At 45.0% G+C, this 18,318-nt stretch carries 20 protein-coding genes and 1 riboswitch; of the genes, 15 read left to right on the top strand and 5 right to left on the bottom strand.

What is annotated here, in order from left to right; all coding sequences use genetic code 11:
- Position 1: 1 nt before the first annotated feature.
- The 5 genes from ACH3Y6_RS03320 to ACH3Y6_RS03300 all read left to right on the top strand — a co-directional run bounded on the left by ACH3Y6_RS03320 (position 2) and on the right by ACH3Y6_RS03300 (position 4,193).
- Positions 2 to 1,165: an FAD-binding domain-containing protein gene (locus tag ACH3Y6_RS03320; RefSeq protein WP_490834155.1), complete on the top strand. Its 1,164-nt coding sequence runs from the start codon at positions 2 to 4 to the stop codon at positions 1,163 to 1,165.
- Between the two features lie 190 nt (positions 1,166 to 1,355).
- Positions 1,356 to 1,446, top strand: a riboswitch (TPP riboswitch).
- A gap of 63 nt (positions 1,447 to 1,509) precedes the next feature.
- Positions 1,510 to 2,232, top strand: coding sequence for a class I SAM-dependent methyltransferase (locus ACH3Y6_RS03315; RefSeq protein ID WP_490834154.1), 723 nt, complete (start codon positions 1,510 to 1,512; stop codon positions 2,230 to 2,232).
- Positions 2,232 to 3,287: an AIR synthase family protein gene (locus ACH3Y6_RS03310; protein WP_490834153.1), complete on the top strand. Its 1,056-nt coding sequence runs from the start codon at positions 2,232 to 2,234 to the stop codon at positions 3,285 to 3,287. Before ACH3Y6_RS03315 ends, ACH3Y6_RS03310 begins: the two co-directional genes overlap by 1 nt.
- Positions 3,284 to 3,907: a thiamine phosphate synthase gene (locus ACH3Y6_RS03305; RefSeq protein ID WP_490834152.1), complete on the top strand. Its 624-nt coding sequence runs from the start codon at positions 3,284 to 3,286 to the stop codon at positions 3,905 to 3,907. Before ACH3Y6_RS03310 ends, ACH3Y6_RS03305 begins: the two co-directional genes overlap by 4 nt.
- Position 3,908: 1 nt before the next feature.
- Positions 3,909 to 4,193: a Trm112 family protein gene (locus ACH3Y6_RS03300; protein ID WP_490834151.1), complete on the top strand. Its 285-nt coding sequence runs from the start codon at positions 3,909 to 3,911 to the stop codon at positions 4,191 to 4,193.
- Between the two features lie 142 nt (positions 4,194 to 4,335).
- On the opposite strand, the gene ACH3Y6_RS03295 is transcribed toward ACH3Y6_RS03300, so the two are convergent.
- The gene (locus ACH3Y6_RS03295) at positions 4,336 to 4,560 is read right to left on the bottom strand and encodes a hypothetical protein (protein WP_490834150.1); all 225 of its coding nucleotides are present in this window, start codon (positions 4,558 to 4,560) and stop codon (positions 4,336 to 4,338) included.
- A gap of 145 nt (positions 4,561 to 4,705) precedes the next feature.
- Here ACH3Y6_RS03295 and ACH3Y6_RS03290 point away from each other — a divergent pair, with 145 nt between their 5' ends.
- The 6 genes from ACH3Y6_RS03290 to ACH3Y6_RS03265 all read left to right on the top strand — a co-directional run bounded on the left by ACH3Y6_RS03290 (position 4,706) and on the right by ACH3Y6_RS03265 (position 11,023).
- Entirely contained in the window at positions 4,706 to 7,072 is a 2,367-nt protein-coding gene (locus tag ACH3Y6_RS03290; RefSeq protein WP_490834149.1) for a TonB-dependent receptor, read from the top strand.
- Positions 7,073 to 7,139: 67 nt separating this feature from the next.
- Positions 7,140 to 8,276 carry a PepSY-associated TM helix domain-containing protein gene (locus ACH3Y6_RS03285; protein WP_490834148.1) on the top strand — a complete coding sequence of 379 codons (1,137 nt, stop codon included), beginning with the start codon at positions 7,140 to 7,142 and terminating at the stop codon, positions 8,274 to 8,276.
- A 128-nt stretch (positions 8,277 to 8,404) separates the two neighbouring features.
- A complete protein-coding gene (locus tag ACH3Y6_RS03280) occupies positions 8,405 to 8,692 on the top strand; it encodes a hypothetical protein (RefSeq protein ID WP_490834147.1) in 288 nt (95 codons plus the stop codon).
- Between the two features lie 59 nt (positions 8,693 to 8,751).
- On the top strand, positions 8,752 to 9,390 hold the full coding sequence (locus ACH3Y6_RS03275) for a hypothetical protein (protein WP_490834146.1): 639 nt from the start codon (positions 8,752 to 8,754) through the stop codon (positions 9,388 to 9,390).
- Positions 9,387 to 9,686: a winged helix-turn-helix domain-containing protein gene (locus ACH3Y6_RS03270; protein ID WP_490834145.1), complete on the top strand. Its 300-nt coding sequence runs from the start codon at positions 9,387 to 9,389 to the stop codon at positions 9,684 to 9,686. Before ACH3Y6_RS03275 ends, ACH3Y6_RS03270 begins: the two co-directional genes overlap by 4 nt.
- Before the next feature lie 44 nt (positions 9,687 to 9,730).
- Positions 9,731 to 11,023 (top strand): hypothetical protein, encoded by a 1,293-nt coding sequence (locus tag ACH3Y6_RS03265; protein ID WP_490834144.1) that lies wholly within the window; start codon positions 9,731 to 9,733, stop codon positions 11,021 to 11,023.
- Positions 11,024 to 11,115: 92 nt separating this feature from the next.
- On the opposite strand, the gene ACH3Y6_RS03260 is transcribed toward ACH3Y6_RS03265, so the two are convergent.
- Positions 11,116 to 12,222, bottom strand: a complete 1,107-nt coding sequence (locus tag ACH3Y6_RS03260) for a DUF2891 domain-containing protein (protein WP_490834143.1) — start codon at positions 12,220 to 12,222, stop codon at positions 11,116 to 11,118.
- Between the two features lie 149 nt (positions 12,223 to 12,371).
- Between ACH3Y6_RS03260 and ACH3Y6_RS03255 the strand changes: the two genes are divergently transcribed.
- The gene (locus tag ACH3Y6_RS03255; RefSeq protein ID WP_490834142.1) at positions 12,372 to 12,707 is read left to right on the top strand and encodes a DUF8817 family protein; all 336 of its coding nucleotides are present in this window, start codon (positions 12,372 to 12,374) and stop codon (positions 12,705 to 12,707) included.
- A 52-nt stretch (positions 12,708 to 12,759) separates the two neighbouring features.
- Entirely contained in the window at positions 12,760 to 13,404 is a 645-nt protein-coding gene (locus tag ACH3Y6_RS03250; RefSeq protein ID WP_490834141.1) for a phosphoribosylanthranilate isomerase, read from the top strand.
- 30 nt (positions 13,405 to 13,434) lie between these two features.
- Here ACH3Y6_RS03250 and ACH3Y6_RS03245 read toward each other — a convergent pair whose 3' ends face one another.
- From ACH3Y6_RS03245 to ACH3Y6_RS03235, 3 genes are all read right to left on the bottom strand, one after another.
- Positions 13,435 to 14,268, bottom strand: coding sequence for an oxidoreductase (locus ACH3Y6_RS03245; protein ID WP_490834140.1), 834 nt, complete (start codon positions 14,266 to 14,268; stop codon positions 13,435 to 13,437).
- Positions 14,269 to 14,333: 65 nt separating this feature from the next.
- A complete protein-coding gene (locus ACH3Y6_RS03240) occupies positions 14,334 to 15,488 on the bottom strand; it encodes a serine hydrolase domain-containing protein (protein ID WP_490834139.1) in 1,155 nt (384 codons plus the stop codon).
- A gap of 66 nt (positions 15,489 to 15,554) precedes the next feature.
- Positions 15,555 to 16,307, bottom strand: coding sequence for a sulfite exporter TauE/SafE family protein (locus tag ACH3Y6_RS03235; protein ID WP_490834138.1), 753 nt, complete (start codon positions 16,305 to 16,307; stop codon positions 15,555 to 15,557).
- 135 nt (positions 16,308 to 16,442) lie between these two features.
- Between ACH3Y6_RS03235 and ACH3Y6_RS03230 the strand changes: the two genes are divergently transcribed.
- The gene (locus tag ACH3Y6_RS03230; RefSeq protein WP_490834137.1) at positions 16,443 to 17,051 is read left to right on the top strand and encodes a TetR/AcrR family transcriptional regulator; all 609 of its coding nucleotides are present in this window, start codon (positions 16,443 to 16,445) and stop codon (positions 17,049 to 17,051) included.
- Positions 17,052 to 17,058: 7 nt separating this feature from the next.
- Positions 17,059 to 18,318: a TolC family protein gene (locus ACH3Y6_RS03225; RefSeq protein WP_490834136.1), complete on the top strand. Its 1,260-nt coding sequence runs from the start codon at positions 17,059 to 17,061 to the stop codon at positions 18,316 to 18,318.

Here is an 18,318-nt window from a genome sequence, read left to right as displayed (position 1 = left end):
GATGCCGGTTTTATTCGATGAAACGCAAGATCCCGAAAGAACAGATTTTACTACCGATCACCATTCGATCCTTCAACAGATTCAACGTATCGATCCTGTGTCATATGCCAGAACCAGGAATCATATTACTGGTGCCGTCAGCTATTTATCCCCTTACATTTCAAGGGGTATCATCAGCTTAAGGCAGGTCAGAGAGTCGGTCTTGCGAAGAGGATACCAGCCACAGGAAGCGGAAAAGTTCTTACAGGAACTGGCCTGGCGTGAATATTATCAACGAGTCTGGCAGCAAAAAGGCGATTCCATCTGGGAAGATCTGAAACAACCCCAAACCGATTTCATACATCGCCAGATGATCACGGCAATAAAGGATGCTGCAACAGGGATCAGGTCCATCGACAGGCAAATTGAACACCTGTATGCTACCGGATACATGCATAACCATGCCAGGATGTATGTAGCTTCCATCGCCTGTAATATCGCGAAGGCTCATTGGCAGGAACCCGCAAAATGGTTGTACTATCATTTGCTGGATGGAGATATTGCCAGTAACAACTGCAGCTGGCAATGGGTGGCCGGTGCCTTTGCCTCTAAGAAGTACTATTGTGATCAGGAAAACATCAACAGATACACCGGTAGCAGCCAACAACAGACATTCTTAGATAGGTCTTATGAAGAAATAAACCGGATGCCGGTTCCGGAGATCCTGAAAGCCAGCCATACGCTTGACCTACCCTGTCATTTGCCAACAACCTCATTGCCCGTTATAGATAACACCAGACCAACCTTACTTTATAACGCTTATAATATCGATCCACTCTGGAGAGCCCAGGACAATGTTAATCGGGTGCTGTTATTGGAACCCTCACACTATAACAGGCACCCTGTCAGTGAAAAAGTGATCCGTTTCATCATTGACCTTTCAAAAAACATATCAGGCATCCAGCTGTTTTGTGGCGAACTGTACCAGCTGCAATCTTTATATAAAGAAGGTAAACTCTCCCCACAGAAAGCTTTTATTTCAAAAGAACACCCGGCTTTCACACACTATTCAGGCATTAAAGACAGCCGCGACTGGATGTATCCGGAAGTGACCGGATATTATCCCTCTTTTTTTAGTTTCTGGAAAGCCAGTCAAAAGCTTGTTAAACAATTTCAATCAAATTAAATACATAGTCAGCTATTACCCAACCGGTCTTCACAGTCAATATTCCCATCACTTACCATACAGCTACACTTAATTCGGAAAATCAGCTCACCGATCGGCTCATTACAGAACAGACGACAAGGTATCAACTGACAGGAAAAATAAAAGGTCGGGGTCTCCCGTCCCAAAAAATAATGTATACATTTGCTTACACAAAAGCACGGGGTGCCGTTTAGTGGCTGAGATAATACCCGATACCTGATTTGGATAATGCCAACGTAGGGATGCAGTTTGAAAACCTATTTCACGCTCCATTCATTGGTATTTCCAGAGAATGGAGTTTTTGTTTTTATAAAATGAAAACAATGGAAATAGAAAAATTTTCAACCGGTTTAATTCCCGCAAATCAGCCAAACTGGCAAGGACGACCTGAATGGTTCTTCAATCGTGAACATACCGACACTTATGAACAATGGTATGAAGGTCGTTATAAACGTTCTGAAATCTGGCAAAAAAAAGTGATGGAACAACTCGTTTCCAGTGACAAGCGGGTGAAGACATTACTCGAGTTTGGTTGTGGAACGGCCCGATTTACCAGGTGGTGGAAAGAAATAGGTATTGAAGCTACCGGGGGAGATATTTCACCCTTGATGCTTTCTCAGGCAAAATATCTTTTTGAAGGCGATCTGGTTATGGCTGATTCCCATAATATGCCTTTTAAAGATCACAGTTTTGATGCGCTTGCCTTCATTACCACTTTTGAATATTACAAGGATCCCGTAAAAGTCATCCGTGAAGCGGCAAGAGTAGGAAGATACGGTATTGCCATGGGAATGATGAACCGTTACTCCACCAAAGTAGTGAGAAGAAGGGTTCAGCAGTTATTTGGTAAAAACCCATTTTACCTAACAGCAACTTTTTACTCTCCAAAAATACTCACAGAAATAGTTGCTAAAGCACTGGAAGGGCGTGAATATTCCATACACTGGACTTGTACAGGACTTCCCAAATGGTTTCCCGTACAACAATGGGGGTTGCCTTTAGGTGATTTTTTTGGTTTGTATGTACAATTAAATGATGTAGACTGATGAATGAAAAACTGGGCAAAATTGAAGGGCATTTATTTGAGGAGTTCATCTATCATAAATGTGGACATCAACGTAGCGAAATAGTGGCAGGTGCTGCATTTGGTGTAGATGTGTCTGTTGTTGACTTACAGGGAGGTATGGCAATGGCATTAACCAGCGACCCGCTCTCTTTGATTCCTTCGCTTGGTTTGCAAGAATCTGCCTGGCTGTCTGTTCATCTGATGGCAAACGATATGGCAACAACAGGATTTGCTCCAATGTATGGTCAGTTTGTATTAAATCTTCCCTCTACATTTAAAAAAAACGATTTCAGGATATACTGGGAATACATGCATAAATTTTGTTCCGAAATAAAAATTGCCATTACAGGCGGGCATACCGGCTTTATTGAGGGACAAAATTCTACCATAGCGGGTGGCGGAACACTTATTACGATTGCCCCCAAAGAGAAAGTTCTGGTATCAAAATCAGCAAAATCGGGAGATGCAATATTGGTCACCAAATCCTGTGCCATATCCTCCGCTGCCATTCTTGCGATGAGTTTTCCCGAAACGGTAAAGAATAAAGCAGGAATAGAAATTTATCAAAAAGCGTGCGATTCATTTTATCATACCTCCTCATTGCAGGATGCATTGATTGCTGTGGGTGAAAACAATCACCATCGTGAAATTACGGCTATGCACGATGTTACGGAAGGTGGTGTATTGGGAGCTATTTATGAATTGACAGTTGCTTCCGGAAATGGAGCCATTGTTTATCACGACAAACTACCTGTTGCAGATGTGCAAGCAGCAGTTTGTAAAATTTTTGATATAGACCCGAGATACTGTATAGGTGCTGGCTCTATGATCATCACCTGCAACAAAGAAAATGTTGATGCTGTGATCGAACGTTTGGCAAAAAGTAATATCCCCTGTACCAGGGTTGGCGAATTATGTGATCGAGAAAACGGAATAACACTTATGGAAAGAGATAAAAAGTCAGACCTAAAGTATCTTGAGGAAGACCCCTATTGGAGCGCATTTTTCAAAGCGCTAAAAGGAGGGTTGAAATGAAAATACCAAACGGCATTTATCTCATTGTTGACCCCTCAATGGAGAAAAACACATTGCTAAATAAGCTAAACGAAATCATTCAGGAAGAAATAGCAGCCATACAGATTTGGGACAATTTCAGACCGGATGAAAACCCGGCAGAACTGATTAACGAGCTATTACAGGTATGCCACACAAAAAATACACCTGTGCTTATTAATAATCAATGGAAACTGTTGAAGCAAACAAAGTTAGATGGGGTTCATTTTGACAATGCTCAGGAAAATATTCCGCAAATCAGGAGCCATTTGAATCGTCAAATCATTACGGGAATAACCTGTAATAACGACTTGTCTATCGTAAAATGGGCAAATGAAAACGGGCTGGATTACATTTCGTTTTGCTCCATGTTTCCTTCGTCAACAGCCAACAGTTGCGATTTGGTGAGTTTTGATACTGTTAAAAAAGCAAGAGAGATCACAGCACTGCCAATTTTTTTGGCAGGTGGTATACAACCCAACAACATTGCTCAACTAAACGAACTAAACTATTCAGGAGTTGCAGTAGTGTCTGGTATCATGAATGCTGATAACCCTGTTGAAGAAATTAAAAAGTACTGTCAAAAATTAAAAAAAAGGTAAAATGAGAATAGAAACCATCAAAAAACTTTGCTGTTCATTTGATAAGTCAGATCTGCAACTGACCGTGGTCACCAAAGACACACAGGAAAACATTTTAGAAGGGATTTTATTCTGCCATGAATGCAAGCGTGTGTACCCAATTGTGTCAGGCATTCCCATAATGAGTCCTGACGAATACAGGGAATTTCAACTTGAACAACCATTATTACAACGCTGGACAGAAAACAAAGTATCTGAAACCTTCCGGCTGATAGAAAACGAAACGAAAACAGATAGAATTCCATAAACCGTCATCTATCATATTTACCCGGATTTTATATTTCCATAAACGATCGATTATCATTTTCGGATAACCAACAAGGGTATTAACTATGACCATGAACTTCTTTTCCTTTGTCGCTTTCATTTTTTACGAATACTGACCGTCACTATAAAATTAACGCATGTATAAGATGGCCGGGACTATTCAGTTGGCTAACAAATTGATATCCCGAAAAACCAGTTAAACATGGCGTATTTACCTGAGCGGTTTCTTTTTCGGCCGCGGTGACTTCACCTTTTTGATGATCTGTTTTAACCTGAGGGTTACCCCAATCAGCCCTGTTGCGCAATACGTCGTTAAGGATCTGCAAAGCTGTTTCTCTTCCCTGCATATCCGTAAGAGACTATTCCTCAAATGCTGATTCATTCTCTGAAAGCAGGAAAGCTGAAATTCCTGTTTTCGTAAAATGATTTTCCAAATCAGGTAGGTGAAAGGAATTTCTGCGTACAGTTTTGCAACCAAATTGTACATCAACTATGAGAACCAGACTATTTTCCGCTTTTTGCCTGCTGATCCTATCCTTACCCATATTTGCCCAAAACGAAACCAGCAACAGTAGTATTAAAGGGATCCTGATCAATGCAGAACAGCAACCTGTGGTATCAGCTACTATTCGTATTAAAGAGATCCAGAAAATCACGCTCACCAATAATGAGGGTCACTTTATTATCAAAAATCTCCGGCCCGGAACATATAACCTGCAGGTATCCAGTGTTGGTTACCTTACCCTGGAAAAGAAATTAACCATTACAACAGATAGTATTGTTTCTCTAACACTTCAATTGACAAACGCTCCGGAAGAATTGGCTGAAGTCATCGTATCAGCCGGACGTACCAGGGAAACCATCGATGAAGTACCTTCTTCTGTTTCGATTGTTGGACAGAAAACGCTACAACAGAACATGAATATTACCACTAACCTGGGCGATATTCTGGAAAACCGGGTATCAGGCCTGGCGCCCAGCACGGGTCTTAGCAGCAATTTTGGCCAGACACTCCGCGGTCGCAGCCTGCTGATCATGATAGATGGTGTTCCCCAATCTACTCCTTTGCGCAATGGAGCCATGGACCTGCGCGCACTTGACCCGGCTGCCATAGAACGTATTGAAGTGGTAAAAGGTGCCACAGCTATTTACGGCAACGGAGCAGCCGGTGGTCTGATCAATTATTTTACCCGGGAACCCAAGTCTAACAAAACGTTCAACAGCCAGACTTCGGCAGGAATAACAGGATCGCTTGTCAGGGCTTCCAACAGTATGGGGGGGCGTATCAGCCAGCTGTTTTATGGAAATAAAGGAAAGTTCAGTTATGTAACAAGCGGCGTATATGAGCAAACCGGCGAGTATAAAGACGCTTCCGGCGACATATTACCACCCGTATACGGACTGGGCGAAACAGACTCATATAATGCTTTTGCCAAACTGGGATACGAGTTCAATAACCACCACAAAGTACAGGCTACTTACAACTTCTTCAGCAGCCGTCAGACCACAAATTATCTCACCGTAAACGGCGATTATAAAGCCGGTAAAAAAACAACGGCCAAATTAGGAGAAAGTGCCGGCGTACCACAGGGTGTAAGGGGCAACCATAATTTTGATCTACAATTTTCAGGCAATACCGGCATTGCAAAAACACATTACAATGCTGATGTCTACTATCAAAACGTTGACAATATCTTTTTTTACTCCGAAGCATTTGTAGATGGAGGTATTTCGCGTATCCTCTCCCAGAAAAAAGGAGCCCGCCTGGTACTGAATACACCTGTATCCTGGAAAAACACGGAAGCCAGCTTTACTTATGGTCTTGACTGGCAAAACGATATCACTTCACAACCACTGGTAGATGGCAGGATATGGGTACCAGAAATGAACATGGTAAACCTGGCCCCTTTTGTTCAGACAAAATTGACACTATTTGAAAAACTAGTGCTGAAAGGAGGCCTGCGTTATGAAAAACTAACGATCGGCGTGGATGATTACACCACACTTCCTACAAAAAATACCAGTACAGGCGTGGTAACACCCTCCATGAACGTACAGGGTGGACAGCTACAGTACAATGCCTTTGTATCTAACGTAGGGTTGCGTTATAACCTTTCGCGGTATTTCTCTCCTTACCTGAGTTTTTCACAGGGATTCAGTGTGTCAGATATCGGTCTTGTACTCAGGTCGGCCAGGGTGAACAGTATTTCCAAGATCAACACAGAAGCTGTAATTGTCAACAACTACGAGGCAGGATTTGTCAGCAAATTCCATAAGGTTCGTTTTGAAGTAACAGGTTATATCAGTAAATCCAGCCTGGGAGCAAACAGCGTTTATCAAAATGGTATTTTTGTGGTTGTGAGAAGCCCGGAGAAGATCTATGGATATGAGATTGCCGCGGATATGGAAGTAAGCAGGCATATGAAAGCCGGTCTTTCTTACAGTTATGTGGAAGGCAAACTGGATGCCGACAACGATGGCCGATATGATGGCGTTAAAGATGAGTACCTGCCTGGCCAACGGATTTCACCACCTAAACTGACCGGCTATATTGATTATAGCGTATTGCCCGGAAAATTGAACCTGTTGCTGCAATATACAGGAGTGATGAAAAGAGACCGCTTTGCCAGGAATAGCAGCGGCTCATACGATCCGTATAAAGCCCCGGTAAGTCCCTATCATTTATTCAACTTATCTGCCGGCTACAACTTCAGCGAAAGCACTTCACTAAACCTGGGCATTGAAAACCTGCTGAACGAAAATTACTTTACAGTACGCTCACAGGTTGGCGCTTTCAATGATAGTTACACCAAGGGCAGAGGTGCGGCTTACCGCTTAACACTGAATTTGAAACTATAAACCATCCCTCGCAACCGCTCCTGAGAACCTTATCAGGAGCGGGACCACCGGATTCATGACAGGCAAAATGACTTTACAGAAGCTGTTTGGAAAACTTCATCTCTGGCTTGGACTTGCAAGCGGGCTCGTGGTGTTGATACTGGGACTGACCGGCGCGATCTATTGTTTTGCACCGGAACTGCAAAACAGGCATCCGTACCGGAGCGTTCAGACCGAAAACGCTCCCTTGCTGCCCCCTTCACAGATAAAACAGATTGCTGAACAACAGTTGCCGGGGAAAATGGTTCAGCGAATATATTATGATGCCAGGGACAAAGCAGTGATGGTATTGTTTTCTGAAAAAGGATCCTATAACTATTCCGTTTTTATCAATCCCTATCATGGTGATGTACTGAAAGTGCGTGACAACCATCGGGACTTTTTCAGTGTGGTGTTACAACTGCACCGCACGCTATTAATTCCATATGGACAGGATATCATACGATGGGCTACCGTTGTTTTTCTACTAATGCTGGTTTCAGGAATCATACTTTGGTGGCCACGGAAGGGGAAAACAGCAAAACGGAGATTCAAAATAATGTGGAATGCCCACCCCAAGCGCCTGAATTATGATCTTCACAGGATACTGGGTTTTTATGCAACCTGGATCGTTCTCTTCACTGCCATCACCGGGCTTCTGTTTGGTTTTGAAAACCTGGCAGACAGGATATACCAATTTACCGGCTCCCGACATTCGGTGGTGCAGAAAAAACCACCTGTATCTGATACAAGCGGCAGCATCACCAAAAGAAATAACGGCTTAGACCTGGTATGGAAAACGATTCAGCCAGACCTGCACAAAAAATACGCCACAGCCCTGCTGGTATTACCTGCCGGCAGGAACGGCGCTATCCTGTTACGGGCCAACCCCGAATCGGGAACCTTGTACAAAACTGATTTCCGGTATTTTGATCAATATACCGGGAAAGAAATACCGGGGGCCTATGTCTGGGGAAAATACTCCGATGCACATACTCCTGTCGATTACCTGAAACGAATGAACTACGACATTCATACAGGCGCTGTTTGGGGTTTACCCGGCAGGATCGCTCTGTTTTTGGCCTCACTGATTGTTGCCAGCCTCCCTGTTACGGGATTTTTATTCTGGTGGGGAAGGAAACATAAAAGAAGAAAAACAGCCTTAGCCGGCAGCAGATCCTTGTAAGACCCAGACATATCTTACGGGATGACATGTCCATAGCCGGCATTTTACACATAGAGAAATATTTGGAAGTCTGGTTTTAAATACTAACTTTGAATTTCAAAGTACTTTTTATTTATCAAATAGTCCCGATGAATTACAGAACCCTTGCCGTAACCCTGCTCAGCTGGCTATCTGGTCTCCTGTTTTCCGCTATCGGTATAGTGAATATGTTCTGGGGGAACGATCCGGTATTTGGAGTGTTCCTGTTCTTATTGTCACTGGTGTATTACCCGCCAGTACATGAACTGTTCTGTAAACTGACCGGCTACCGGATCCACGCTGTTTTAAAAATTGTGCTGGCACTGTTCCTGCTTTGGGCAAGCCTGGGCGTGGGTGAACTGTTTAACAAGATAGGCCTGCTATTACAGTCCTTTTAAAACCTGAACGATACCTTTTCTATCATACCTGAACTGCAAACCATCTTAAAAGAATCTACATGAATCAACAACAGGAACAGTTAGAAGCCATCCGCGATATCAGGAACCTGATGGAACGCTCTTCTCGTTTTTTATCGCTCAGCGGCCTTGCCGGAGTGATTGTTGGCATATTCGCTATCGCCTGCATTGTTGCCGTATACCTGTTCCTGGGGCTTTCGCCATTGGCTACGGGTTATTACGAGCTGCTGAAGGACGGAAATGGCGGATTACAACTGTCCACTTGCAGTTTCCTGGCCGCCGATTTCGGCCTGGTATTACTGCTTTCCCTGTTCACCGGGGTTTTAATGGCAGTCAGGAAAGCCAGGAAACAAAACCTGCCCGTTTGGGATGCCACTGCCAGGCGTATGCTGTTAAATATGGCCATTCCGCTGGTAGCAGGTGGTATCTATTGCCTGGTATTACTGTACCACGGACAGGCTGCCCTGGTAGCCCCGGCCACTTTGCTTTTTTATGGTATGGCGCTTCTGAATGCCAGTAAATATACCATCAACGATATCCGCTACCTGGGCGTACTGGAACTTGTTCTTGGATTGCTGGCTTCTTTTTTTATCGATTACGGCCTGCTGTTCTGGGCTTTTGGATTCGGCATACTGCATATAGTATATGGTATCACAATCTATTTTACCTACGAGAAGTGAAAAATTACATCACAGAATTGAATAAAGCCTTTGAGAGCAGGGTGCGCCTGGGTATCATGTCGATCCTCATGGTGAACGACTTTGTAGATTTCGGCACGCTCAAAGAACAGTTACAGATCACAGATGGCAATATGGCCAGCCATTTGAGCGCACTTGAAAAACTGCAATACATCGATGTGAGAAAGCAATTCATCGGTAAAAAACCCAACACCTCCTATGCAGCAACTCCGGCCGGTAAAAAAGCCTTCATCGAACACCTGACCGGTCTGGAGAAACTAATCAAACAGTCAACCTGATACAGCTTCACAGCCATTCAAAAGCATACCTAAACCTTCACCATATGGAAACAAGCACTGTCGCAATAAAAACGAACGCGGAATTTGATAGCGTTAAAGAAAACATACTCCATAACATCGACCGGCCTGTGGAGCTCGAAAAATTATACAGGAAAAACAAAACATCCTTTCAAAAAGTATTCAATACGCTTTATACCGACCTGCGTGACAACCCCATTGCACAAGTATGGAACGAACGACTGAACTACCAGCAGGATGAATTTTATACAGGCTCCAGAAACGACCTGCTTTTCGTGATGCTGGCTTCCCTTATGGCGGGACTCATTGCTAACCTTCCCGCCCTGTCCGGCATGAACAAAGAATTCTTTTTTTCGCGTAACATCGGATTCATCGTATTTCCTGTGCTCATAGGATATTTTTCATGGAAACAAAAAACAGCTATCCGAAAATCAATACTGTCTTTGATTATCATACTGGCATCTATATGTTATATCAACCTTCTGCCCGATAATCCTAAAAGCGATACGCTGATATTGGCCTGTATCCATCTACCCGTTTTTTTGTGGACCCTTCTTGGATACAGTTTTGTGGACGGCAACCTTTCTGACAACCAGAAAAAGATCGATTTCCTCCGTTTCAACGGTGATTTCGCTGTTATGACGGCTATCCTAGTGCTTTCTGGAATCCTGTTCACTGGCATCACTTTCGGCCTGTTTGAAATGATCGGACTGCATATACAGGAATTTTATGCACAGCACATACTGGCATGGGGACTGGCGGCGATTCCCTTACTTTCCGCCTTCCTGGTTCAGACCAACCCACAACTGGTTAACAAAATCTCGCCGCTGATTGCCAGGATCTTTACACCTGTTGTATTCGTTACGCTGTTCATCTTCCTGTGTACCATTATCTACACAGGCAAAAATGTATATCATGACAGGAATTTCCTGTTAATGTTCAACGGTCTGCTGATCGCAGTGATGGCTATCATTCTTTTTTCGGTGTCGGAAGCCACCAAGAACACAGGCAACAGGATCAACCTGCTTTTTTTATTCGGGTTATCTTTATTGAGTATTGTGGTGAACAGCATTGCGTTATCTGCCATTGCATTCCGTCTTACCGAATTCGGCATATCGCCCAACAGACTGGCCTTATTGGGTGCCAATCTGCTGGTTTTTCTGAATCTATTATGGGTTACTTATCAGCTACTGCGAGCCTTACAAAATAAGGCCGATGTACAAAAAGTAGAAAATGTAATAGCACGCTTCCTCCCTTTGTATGGGATCTGGGCCGCTTTGATCACATTTTTACTGCCGCTTATTTTCGGATTTAAGTAAACCTACTTATCTGAACCGACTGCATATATACAAGAACAGGGCTCACTTTGCGGTGAGCCCTGTTCTTGTATCCCATCGATCGGATAACCATTCTATTTTCCACCGCTAATGGCATAGACGGCAAAACTGGCCAGCCAGTGTTCGCCACCATAATGACCCGAAGCCACTGTTGCCAGGCTCTGGTTCAGGTGTTTTACCGCGGAATGTATCAGGATCTTCCGGCGACCATCATTCTTCGGAAGTTGCTGTGCAATACCCGACATACACCAGCTTCTGCTGAAACACAGACCATCCAGGTGTACGATCTGCAGGTCCGTTCTGTCAGACACCTGCGGCAAACGGGTAAGGTGAAGCAGTGACTGATTGTTCAACCATTTCCCCAACCAGTCGGTGAAGCTCTTTTTAGTAAGCACTTTCCGCATCAGATCGGCCTCCATCAGGGATGGTGAAAAAAAGTCAGCCCCGTCCGGCTCCCACACGGTAGGTGCATTCTTATCTTTTCCAAACAATTGTGTGGCGGCAACGATGATCTTGTTCTCGAACACATGATTTTTTGTAGCGCGTGCATAATCCAAAGCAAAACTCAACCCAAAAGCTGTGTTACCATGCATGCCCGACCTGTTGGCATAGGTTTGTTTGGGAAGGTAAGCCTCCCATAATGTAATGATGGTATCGCACAATGGCTGCAGTGCATTCCGCCATTGGCCTGCATCAGGATCGCTCCAGTTCAACAGTTCCTGCTGTAGTTTCAGCACCCAGGCCCATCCATAGGTCCGTTCAAAACTCCTGCTCAGTGGCGCTTTGAAATATTCGGTCTCGACCCGGATATTTTTAGCGGTAAGCGTTGTATTCAATACTTTCCGGATAGCCGCCTGTTCTTTCAGGTCCGGGAATTGTTTTAACAGGCGAACCAGCATCCAATGCCCGTGAACACTGCTATGCCAGTCGAAACAACCATAAAAACTGGGATGTTGCTGTATGGGCGTCAGCACCTGGTCGCTATCCGAAACCGCTGTGTGATTGATCTTATTGGGATACTGCTGCAGGATACATTTCATTGGCAACATGGCCAGCTGCGAAGCACCTTCTTTGGTGAGACTGAACTGCGTACTATCTGAATTGATGGTATAGAATTTCGTTTGCTGGGCACTGCTGCCGACTGCTACGAATAAGGCAAGCAATATGAACAGTTTTTTCATCGAAAATTATTTGTGCTGAAGGTACAGATATAATGAATGCGTGTTGTTGCGATAAAGAAAGAGACCATGCTCTTTGGATATGATCGTAAGATCTTCCCCACTCTTTTGCATAAATCCCGGGAAATAGTATCTTGTTGGCAATTCAGTGTATGTCATTATTGACCGCCACCCCCATTCTCGCTTATCTTGACCAGCAGCAGACCGTTGCTTTTTACAAAAAGCTTGGGTTTACCTGCAATGCCGAATGGCCTAGTTATCTCATGTTTGAAAGGGACCAGATCAGTATTCATCTGTGGTTATGCAATGATGCGGACATACCCAAGAACACGGGATGTTACATATATGTGGATCAGATCGAGAGTCTTTACCAGGAATGTATTGCACTGGATATCATACACCCGGAAGGCAAACTGGATAACAAAGCCTGGAACATGCGCCAGTTCAGCATTCTGGACAACAGTGGCAATATCATCCATTTTGGTTAGAGGATCCGTTAGGCGATACCTGGCATTTACAGAAGCATCCTACCTTTGACCTATGACACCCAAGGTTAAGATATGCTGTATCAGTTCTGTTGAGGAAGCCCGGCTGGCGATACAATATGGCGCCGCTGCATTAGGACTGGTAGCCAAAATGCCCAGTGGTCCTGGCCCCATACCTGATGAGCTGATCCTGGAAATTGCCAGAACCGTTCCTCCGCCGGTCGCCACTTTTATGCTGACGAGTGAAACAGATGCGCAAGCGATCATAGCACACCACACAAGAACACTTACCAACACCATACAGATCGTTGATGAACTGACGACTGGCTCTTATGATGAGATCAGAATAGCGATACCCTCCGTTAAACTAGTGCAGGTGATCCATGTAACAGATGAGGGCTCTATCGAAGAAGCCATCCGCATATCGGAGCAGGTAGACGCTTTGTTACTCGATAGTGGCAACCCAAAAGCAGCCATCAAAGAGCTGGGCGGAACAGGGCGCACCCATAACTGGCAATTGAGCAGAAAGATCGTGGAACAAACCCGGGTACCTGTATTCCTTGCCGGCGGCATCCATGCCGGAAATGTTCAACAGGCCATCAGCGAAGTGGGTCCTTTCGGTATAGACCTTTGCAGCAGTGTCAGAACAGACGGCAAATTGGACCCCGTAAAACTGGAATCATTCTTTTCTGCACTGTGATGGCATCGTTTGCCGTTTTATCCGACTCGATCAGGATTTGAAATCAGCCCCTTCCGTAACGGAAGCCCAGGTATCGAAATCTTTTTTCAGTTCCTCCAGTTTGGCACGGGCACCTTTCAAGGCAGCTACCCCTAATAAAAGACGCATGGGTGGATTTTCTGTTTCGGTCACCTGTATCATGGCCTTGGCCGCTTTTACCGGATCACCCGGCTGGTTGCCGCTGTAGCCCCTGATATCGCCCATGTTTTTCCAGGCGGTGGTAGCATAATCCTCTATTTTGATGCTGGTATTCTTAGCTGAACGGCCTGCCCAGTCGGTACGGAAACCACTGGGTGCGATCACGGTCACTTTGATACCCAGCGGCGCCACTTCCTTCGCAAGCGATTCGCTTAAACCGTCTACCGCATATTTGGTGGCATTATAGAAACCAACGCCCGGGAAAGAACGCAGTCCGCCGATAGAAGCAACATTCAGGATATGGCCGCTTTTTTGCTTACGCATATGCGGTAACACTTCCTGTGTCATCCTGGCCAGTCCAAACACATTGATCTCGAACATCCTTCTCACTTCCGCCTCTTCACTTTCTTCAATGGCGCCAAAATATCCGATACCTGCATTGTTCACCAACACATCAATTCTTCCAAAACGGTCGATGGTAGTTTTTACCGCCTGCACGATCTGCTGTGCGTCGGTAACATCCAGCCGAATACTGATAGCTGTATCCGGGTGAGCAGCAACGATATCCGCAATATCCGCTACATTCCTTGCTGTAACTGCAACCTGGTATCCATTGGTAAGTAGTTCCTTTGCCAGCTCTCTTCCAAAACCGGTGGAGCAACCGGTGATCAACCATACATTTTTCATAGTACCTGTTTTATACGTGTGCCGGTTGCATTCGTTCTGTTCTGCACTACAACCTGCGTACAAAGTTATTTCAAAATAAATGCTTCGTACAAACTGTTGACCGTTTTCCTGATCACCGTATTGAATCCGTCCGTATAACCTGGGTGACAACCGTTGCTGATGACCACGATACCGAATTTTTCATCCGGCTGAAAGAACATGGCGCTGTACAGGCCGTAGGCAGAACCCGTATGGCCCGTCAGGGTCTTGCCAGCGATCAGTTTATCTGTTTTCAACAGGGCCAGCCCGTAGTTCTCCTTGTCTGAAAGTGGCGTCTGCATGTCACGCGCATGTTTTTTGGAAATGATCCTTTTGCCTTTGTACTTACCCAGCTTGCTGTGCATGATCATATAACGGGCAAGATCGCCGGCAGAGATCTTCATACCACCGGTTGGGGAAAAAACAGATGTGCTGTAGCCCATTTCATAGGCGGCGATCTCTTTACTCCTGGGAGCATAGGCCGCCGGCGAAGCCATGAATTTTGCCGAATCAACATTGTATTCGTAGATCGTGGCAAAACGGGCTTTATCCAATGAGTCCACACAGTAACCACCGTATAAACCAAGCGGGTCGAGGATATGGTGTTTGATGTATTGATCGAACCTTTCACCGGACAGTTTTTCGATCAGGGTTCCCGCCATATTATAATTCAGGTTACAGTATTGGTAACCGGTTCCGGGGGCATAGTCGTTGTAACATTTTTCCCAGTTGGGATTCTTGTCCGGGTTAATGGCATCCAGCGTAAAATAACCCTGGCTGTCATTGATGGAAGAGCGGTGTGAGAGGACCATCCTGAGTGTGATGACCTGGTCTGGGAACTTCGGGTTGCGGACCCTGAAACCCACTAGTTTCCCCATATCCTCCTCCAGTGAAACCTTACCGGCCTCTGCCAGCTGCATCATGGCTGTGGCAGTGAATGATTTGGAGATGGAAGCGATACGGAAGATACAGTCGTCCGTGAGTGGCTCGTTGTTCTCGATATTTTTAAGACCAAAGGAATGTGTGTAGATCACCTGGTTATTCCTGACCACCGCCACAGATAACCCCGCTACTTTCTGTTGTTCCATAATGATACGGATGGCAGCTTCTGCTTTTTCAGGTTGTGCATTTACTGATTGGGTAACACATACACCCAAAAAAAGCATCGGAAAGAACAGGTAAAATACAGATCTGGATCTCATAAAAATTAAGGATTTGATGGGTAAGCTATGCAAAAGATGGGATTTTATAAGATGACCATCCGCCACTCAGCGCCTGAACAGCATCAGCACACAACCGATCAGCGTTAATACCATGACCATTTTGCGGTAACTGGTATCCCGTATCCTGGCCACCAGCCATAGGCCGGCATAAAAACCCAGTGCCAGCATAGGTAAGAGTACCGCGTCTACCTGTAAACTTTGTGCATTGATGTTTTTCCAGTAAAAGACCTGGAAAGGAAGTTTGAACAGGTTCATGAACAGGAAAACCCAGGCAGCCGTGCCGATAAAATCGTTCTTCTGCATCCGCATGGCCAGGAAATACAGATTGGCGAACGCACCGGCAAGGTTACCGATCATGGTGGTGAACCCTGCCGACACCCCCGTTGCCACAGCAAACAAAGGATGTGTGGGCACCCGTTTTGATTTGCGCAACTCCTGCACCAACACGATCACAATGGTCAGTACAATGATCAGTGCCATCAGTTTACGGAAGACCAGTTCATTCATGTCCTTGCCAAAATACACGCCCAGTAAAACACCCACTACCATCCAGGGTGTCAGTTTCCAGAAATGCTGCCATTGGGCGTGGCGATGGTAATACCAGACGGCAGCAATATCCGCTGCACACAATAAGGGCAATACAATACCCGTAGAAGATTTGCCTCCGAACACAAATGCCATCAGGGTCACGCTCAGCATGTCTACCCCCTTCAGGCCGGCTTTACCCAGTCCAATGATAAAAGCCGCCAACAGGATCATGACCCATTCGGAAAAAGGAAATAAAGAAAAGATGCTCATGCGCTTATAAAGCAACAAATTATCAAATAGTTCCCGTACCGGGGGCTGTCAATCAGGTTGAAAAATGTTTTTTTTGGATTTTTCTTGCATATATCAGTTTACAGCCTATCTTTGTTAACCAAACGGTTAAACTAAATGGTTAACGAAGAGCAAACCACAGAACAACTGATCCTTTCAGCGGCCAAAAAGATCTTCTCCATTCAGGGTAAAGATGGCACGTCGATGCAGGAGATTGCCGATGAAGCCGGTATCAACAAAGCCTTGTTACATTATTATTTCAGGAGCAAGGACCTGTTATTCGAGAAGGTATTTTTTGGGGAGCTGCAAAAGTTCTCTCCCATCCTGAAGACGGCGATCGCCTCTGAGGCACCGCTGTTCGAAAAAATAGAAAAGCTCTGCGAAACCTATATCCGGATGGCGATCGACAACCCCTTTCTCCCGGTATTTGTAATCAGTGAGATCAATAAGCAACCCGTAGTGTTCATTCACCGCATGTTCGAGAACGACCTGCCCGATTTTTATAAGTTCAGCATGCAGATAAACCGGGAAGTGGAACTGGGAAACATCAAGCCCATTTTACCACCACACCTGATCATGAATATCCTGTCCATGTGCGTGTTCCCATTCCTGATGAAGCCCATGTTCGTTCATGGTATGAAGATCGACAAAGACCTCTATGACGAGCTGATGCACCAAAGAATCAAGGAAGTACCCGCATTCATCATCCAATCAATCAAAAAATAAACCAGTCATGCGTTACACCCTACTGTTTTTTCTGCTGGTTTCGAAAATAGGTTTTTCCCAGACCTATACGCTGGAAAAGATCCAGGAATTGAGTCTCAGTAATTACCCGCTCATTCACCAGAACCAGTTATTGAAACGTACCGAGGCACTGAATGTGGAGAATATCAAAACACTGTTATTACCACAGGTGACCATCAACGGACAGGCTACCTACCAGTCTGATGTAACAGGCATCAGTGTTCCGAATAACCTGTTCAAGATAGATCCCCTCTCCAAAGACCAGTACAAAGCCACTGCAGAGATACAGCAAACCCTGTACGATGGCGGACTGAATAAAAAAACCCGTGAGCTCTCACAGGTATCACTCCAGGTAGACCTGCTGAAGAACGAAGTGGAACTGTACAAACTCAGGGAACGAGTGACACAGATCTATTGCAGTATGCTCTACACCGATGCCTTATTGAAACAGCTGAACTATGTAGCTGCTGACCTGAACAATGGTTTACAGAAAGCAGAGGCCCTGTATAAGAATGGGGTCGTCTTTAAGAACAATGTACTGCAGGTAAAAGCGCAGATCTTAAAAAACAACCAGCGATCCGAAGAGATCCTGTCGACAAAACGATCGCTGCACCACGCACTGGAACTGCTGAGCGGACAAAAGCTTGGTGACTCTGCCGTATTCCTGTTACCGGAACCACAGCAACCAGTGGATGACAATAAAGAAGTGACAAGACCGGAGATCTCCCTGTTTGATGCGCAGATGAACAGCATTGACAAACAGTCTGGGCTGATAGACGCCAGAACAAAACCTAAGATGGGCGCATTTGTACAGGGCGGTTACGGAAAACCCGGGCTGAACATGCTGAAAAATGAATTCACCTGGTTCTCACTCACGGGTATCAAACTGCAATGGTCGTTGGGCGGCTTCTATACAGCGAAAAAAGAGAAAAGTATATTACAGCAACAGACCGGCCTCATCAAAAACCAAAAAGAGACCTATCTGCTCAACACCAATATCCAGTTACAACAACAGTTGGATGAGATCGGCAAACTGGAGAAACTGATCGTGTCGGACAAGGAAATGCTTTCCCTCAGGGAGCAGATCAAAAACACTTCGCTGGCACAGCTCACCAATGGTGTCATCAGCACCAACGATTACCTGAAAGAAGTGAACGAATCTGACCTGGCCGGGCAAACACTGATACAACACCAGATACAACTGGTGCAGGCCAAACTGGTATACCAATTATTAAAAGGGAAAATATAA

Source organism: Sediminibacterium sp. FW305-C-269 (genome assembly GCF_058231045.1).
The sequence above is the reverse complement of the archived record's forward strand: the minus strand, read 5'-3'. Positions and strand labels throughout refer to the sequence as shown.

What these genes read in the sequence shown, in the direction of transcription:
- ACH3Y6_RS03300 (WP_490834151.1), top strand. Translation starts at nt 3,909, where the DNA reads ATGAGAATAGAAACCATCAAAAAACTTTGCTGTTCATTTGATAAGTCA.
- ACH3Y6_RS03280 (WP_490834147.1), top strand. Translation starts at nt 8,405, where the DNA reads ATGAATTACAGAACCCTTGCCGTAACCCTGCTCAGCTGGCTATCTGGT.
- ACH3Y6_RS03320 (WP_490834155.1), top strand. Translation starts at nt 2, where the DNA reads ATGCCGGTTTTATTCGATGAAACGCAAGATCCCGAAAGAACAGATTTT.
- ACH3Y6_RS03240 (WP_490834139.1), bottom strand. Translation starts at nt 15,488, where the DNA reads ATGAGATCCAGATCTGTATTTTACCTGTTCTTTCCGATGCTTTTTTTG.
- ACH3Y6_RS03235 (WP_490834138.1), bottom strand. Translation starts at nt 16,307, where the DNA reads ATGAGCATCTTTTCTTTATTTCCTTTTTCCGAATGGGTCATGATCCTG.
- ACH3Y6_RS03230 (WP_490834137.1), top strand. Translation starts at nt 16,443, where the DNA reads ATGGTTAACGAAGAGCAAACCACAGAACAACTGATCCTTTCAGCGGCC.
- ACH3Y6_RS03250 (WP_490834141.1), top strand. Translation starts at nt 12,760, where the DNA reads ATGACACCCAAGGTTAAGATATGCTGTATCAGTTCTGTTGAGGAAGCC.
- ACH3Y6_RS03225 (WP_490834136.1), top strand. Translation starts at nt 17,059, where the DNA reads ATGCGTTACACCCTACTGTTTTTTCTGCTGGTTTCGAAAATAGGTTTT.
- ACH3Y6_RS03315 (WP_490834154.1), top strand. Translation starts at nt 1,510, where the DNA reads ATGGAAATAGAAAAATTTTCAACCGGTTTAATTCCCGCAAATCAGCCA.
- ACH3Y6_RS03260 (WP_490834143.1), bottom strand. Translation starts at nt 12,222, where the DNA reads ATGAAAAAACTGTTCATATTGCTTGCCTTATTCGTAGCAGTCGGCAGC.
- ACH3Y6_RS03285 (WP_490834148.1), top strand. Translation starts at nt 7,140, where the DNA reads ATGACTTTACAGAAGCTGTTTGGAAAACTTCATCTCTGGCTTGGACTT.
- ACH3Y6_RS03245 (WP_490834140.1), bottom strand. Translation starts at nt 14,268, where the DNA reads ATGAAAAATGTATGGTTGATCACCGGTTGCTCCACCGGTTTTGGAAGA.
- ACH3Y6_RS03290 (WP_490834149.1), top strand. Translation starts at nt 4,706, where the DNA reads ATGAGAACCAGACTATTTTCCGCTTTTTGCCTGCTGATCCTATCCTTA.
- ACH3Y6_RS03305 (WP_490834152.1), top strand. Translation starts at nt 3,284, where the DNA reads ATGAAAATACCAAACGGCATTTATCTCATTGTTGACCCCTCAATGGAG.
- ACH3Y6_RS03265 (WP_490834144.1), top strand. Translation starts at nt 9,731, where the DNA reads ATGGAAACAAGCACTGTCGCAATAAAAACGAACGCGGAATTTGATAGC.
- ACH3Y6_RS03275 (WP_490834146.1), top strand. Translation starts at nt 8,752, where the DNA reads ATGAATCAACAACAGGAACAGTTAGAAGCCATCCGCGATATCAGGAAC.
- ACH3Y6_RS03310 (WP_490834153.1), top strand. Translation starts at nt 2,232, where the DNA reads ATGAATGAAAAACTGGGCAAAATTGAAGGGCATTTATTTGAGGAGTTC.
- ACH3Y6_RS03295 (WP_490834150.1), bottom strand. Translation starts at nt 4,560, where the DNA reads ATGCAGGGAAGAGAAACAGCTTTGCAGATCCTTAACGACGTATTGCGC.
- ACH3Y6_RS03255 (WP_490834142.1), top strand. Translation starts at nt 12,372, where the DNA reads ATGTCATTATTGACCGCCACCCCCATTCTCGCTTATCTTGACCAGCAG.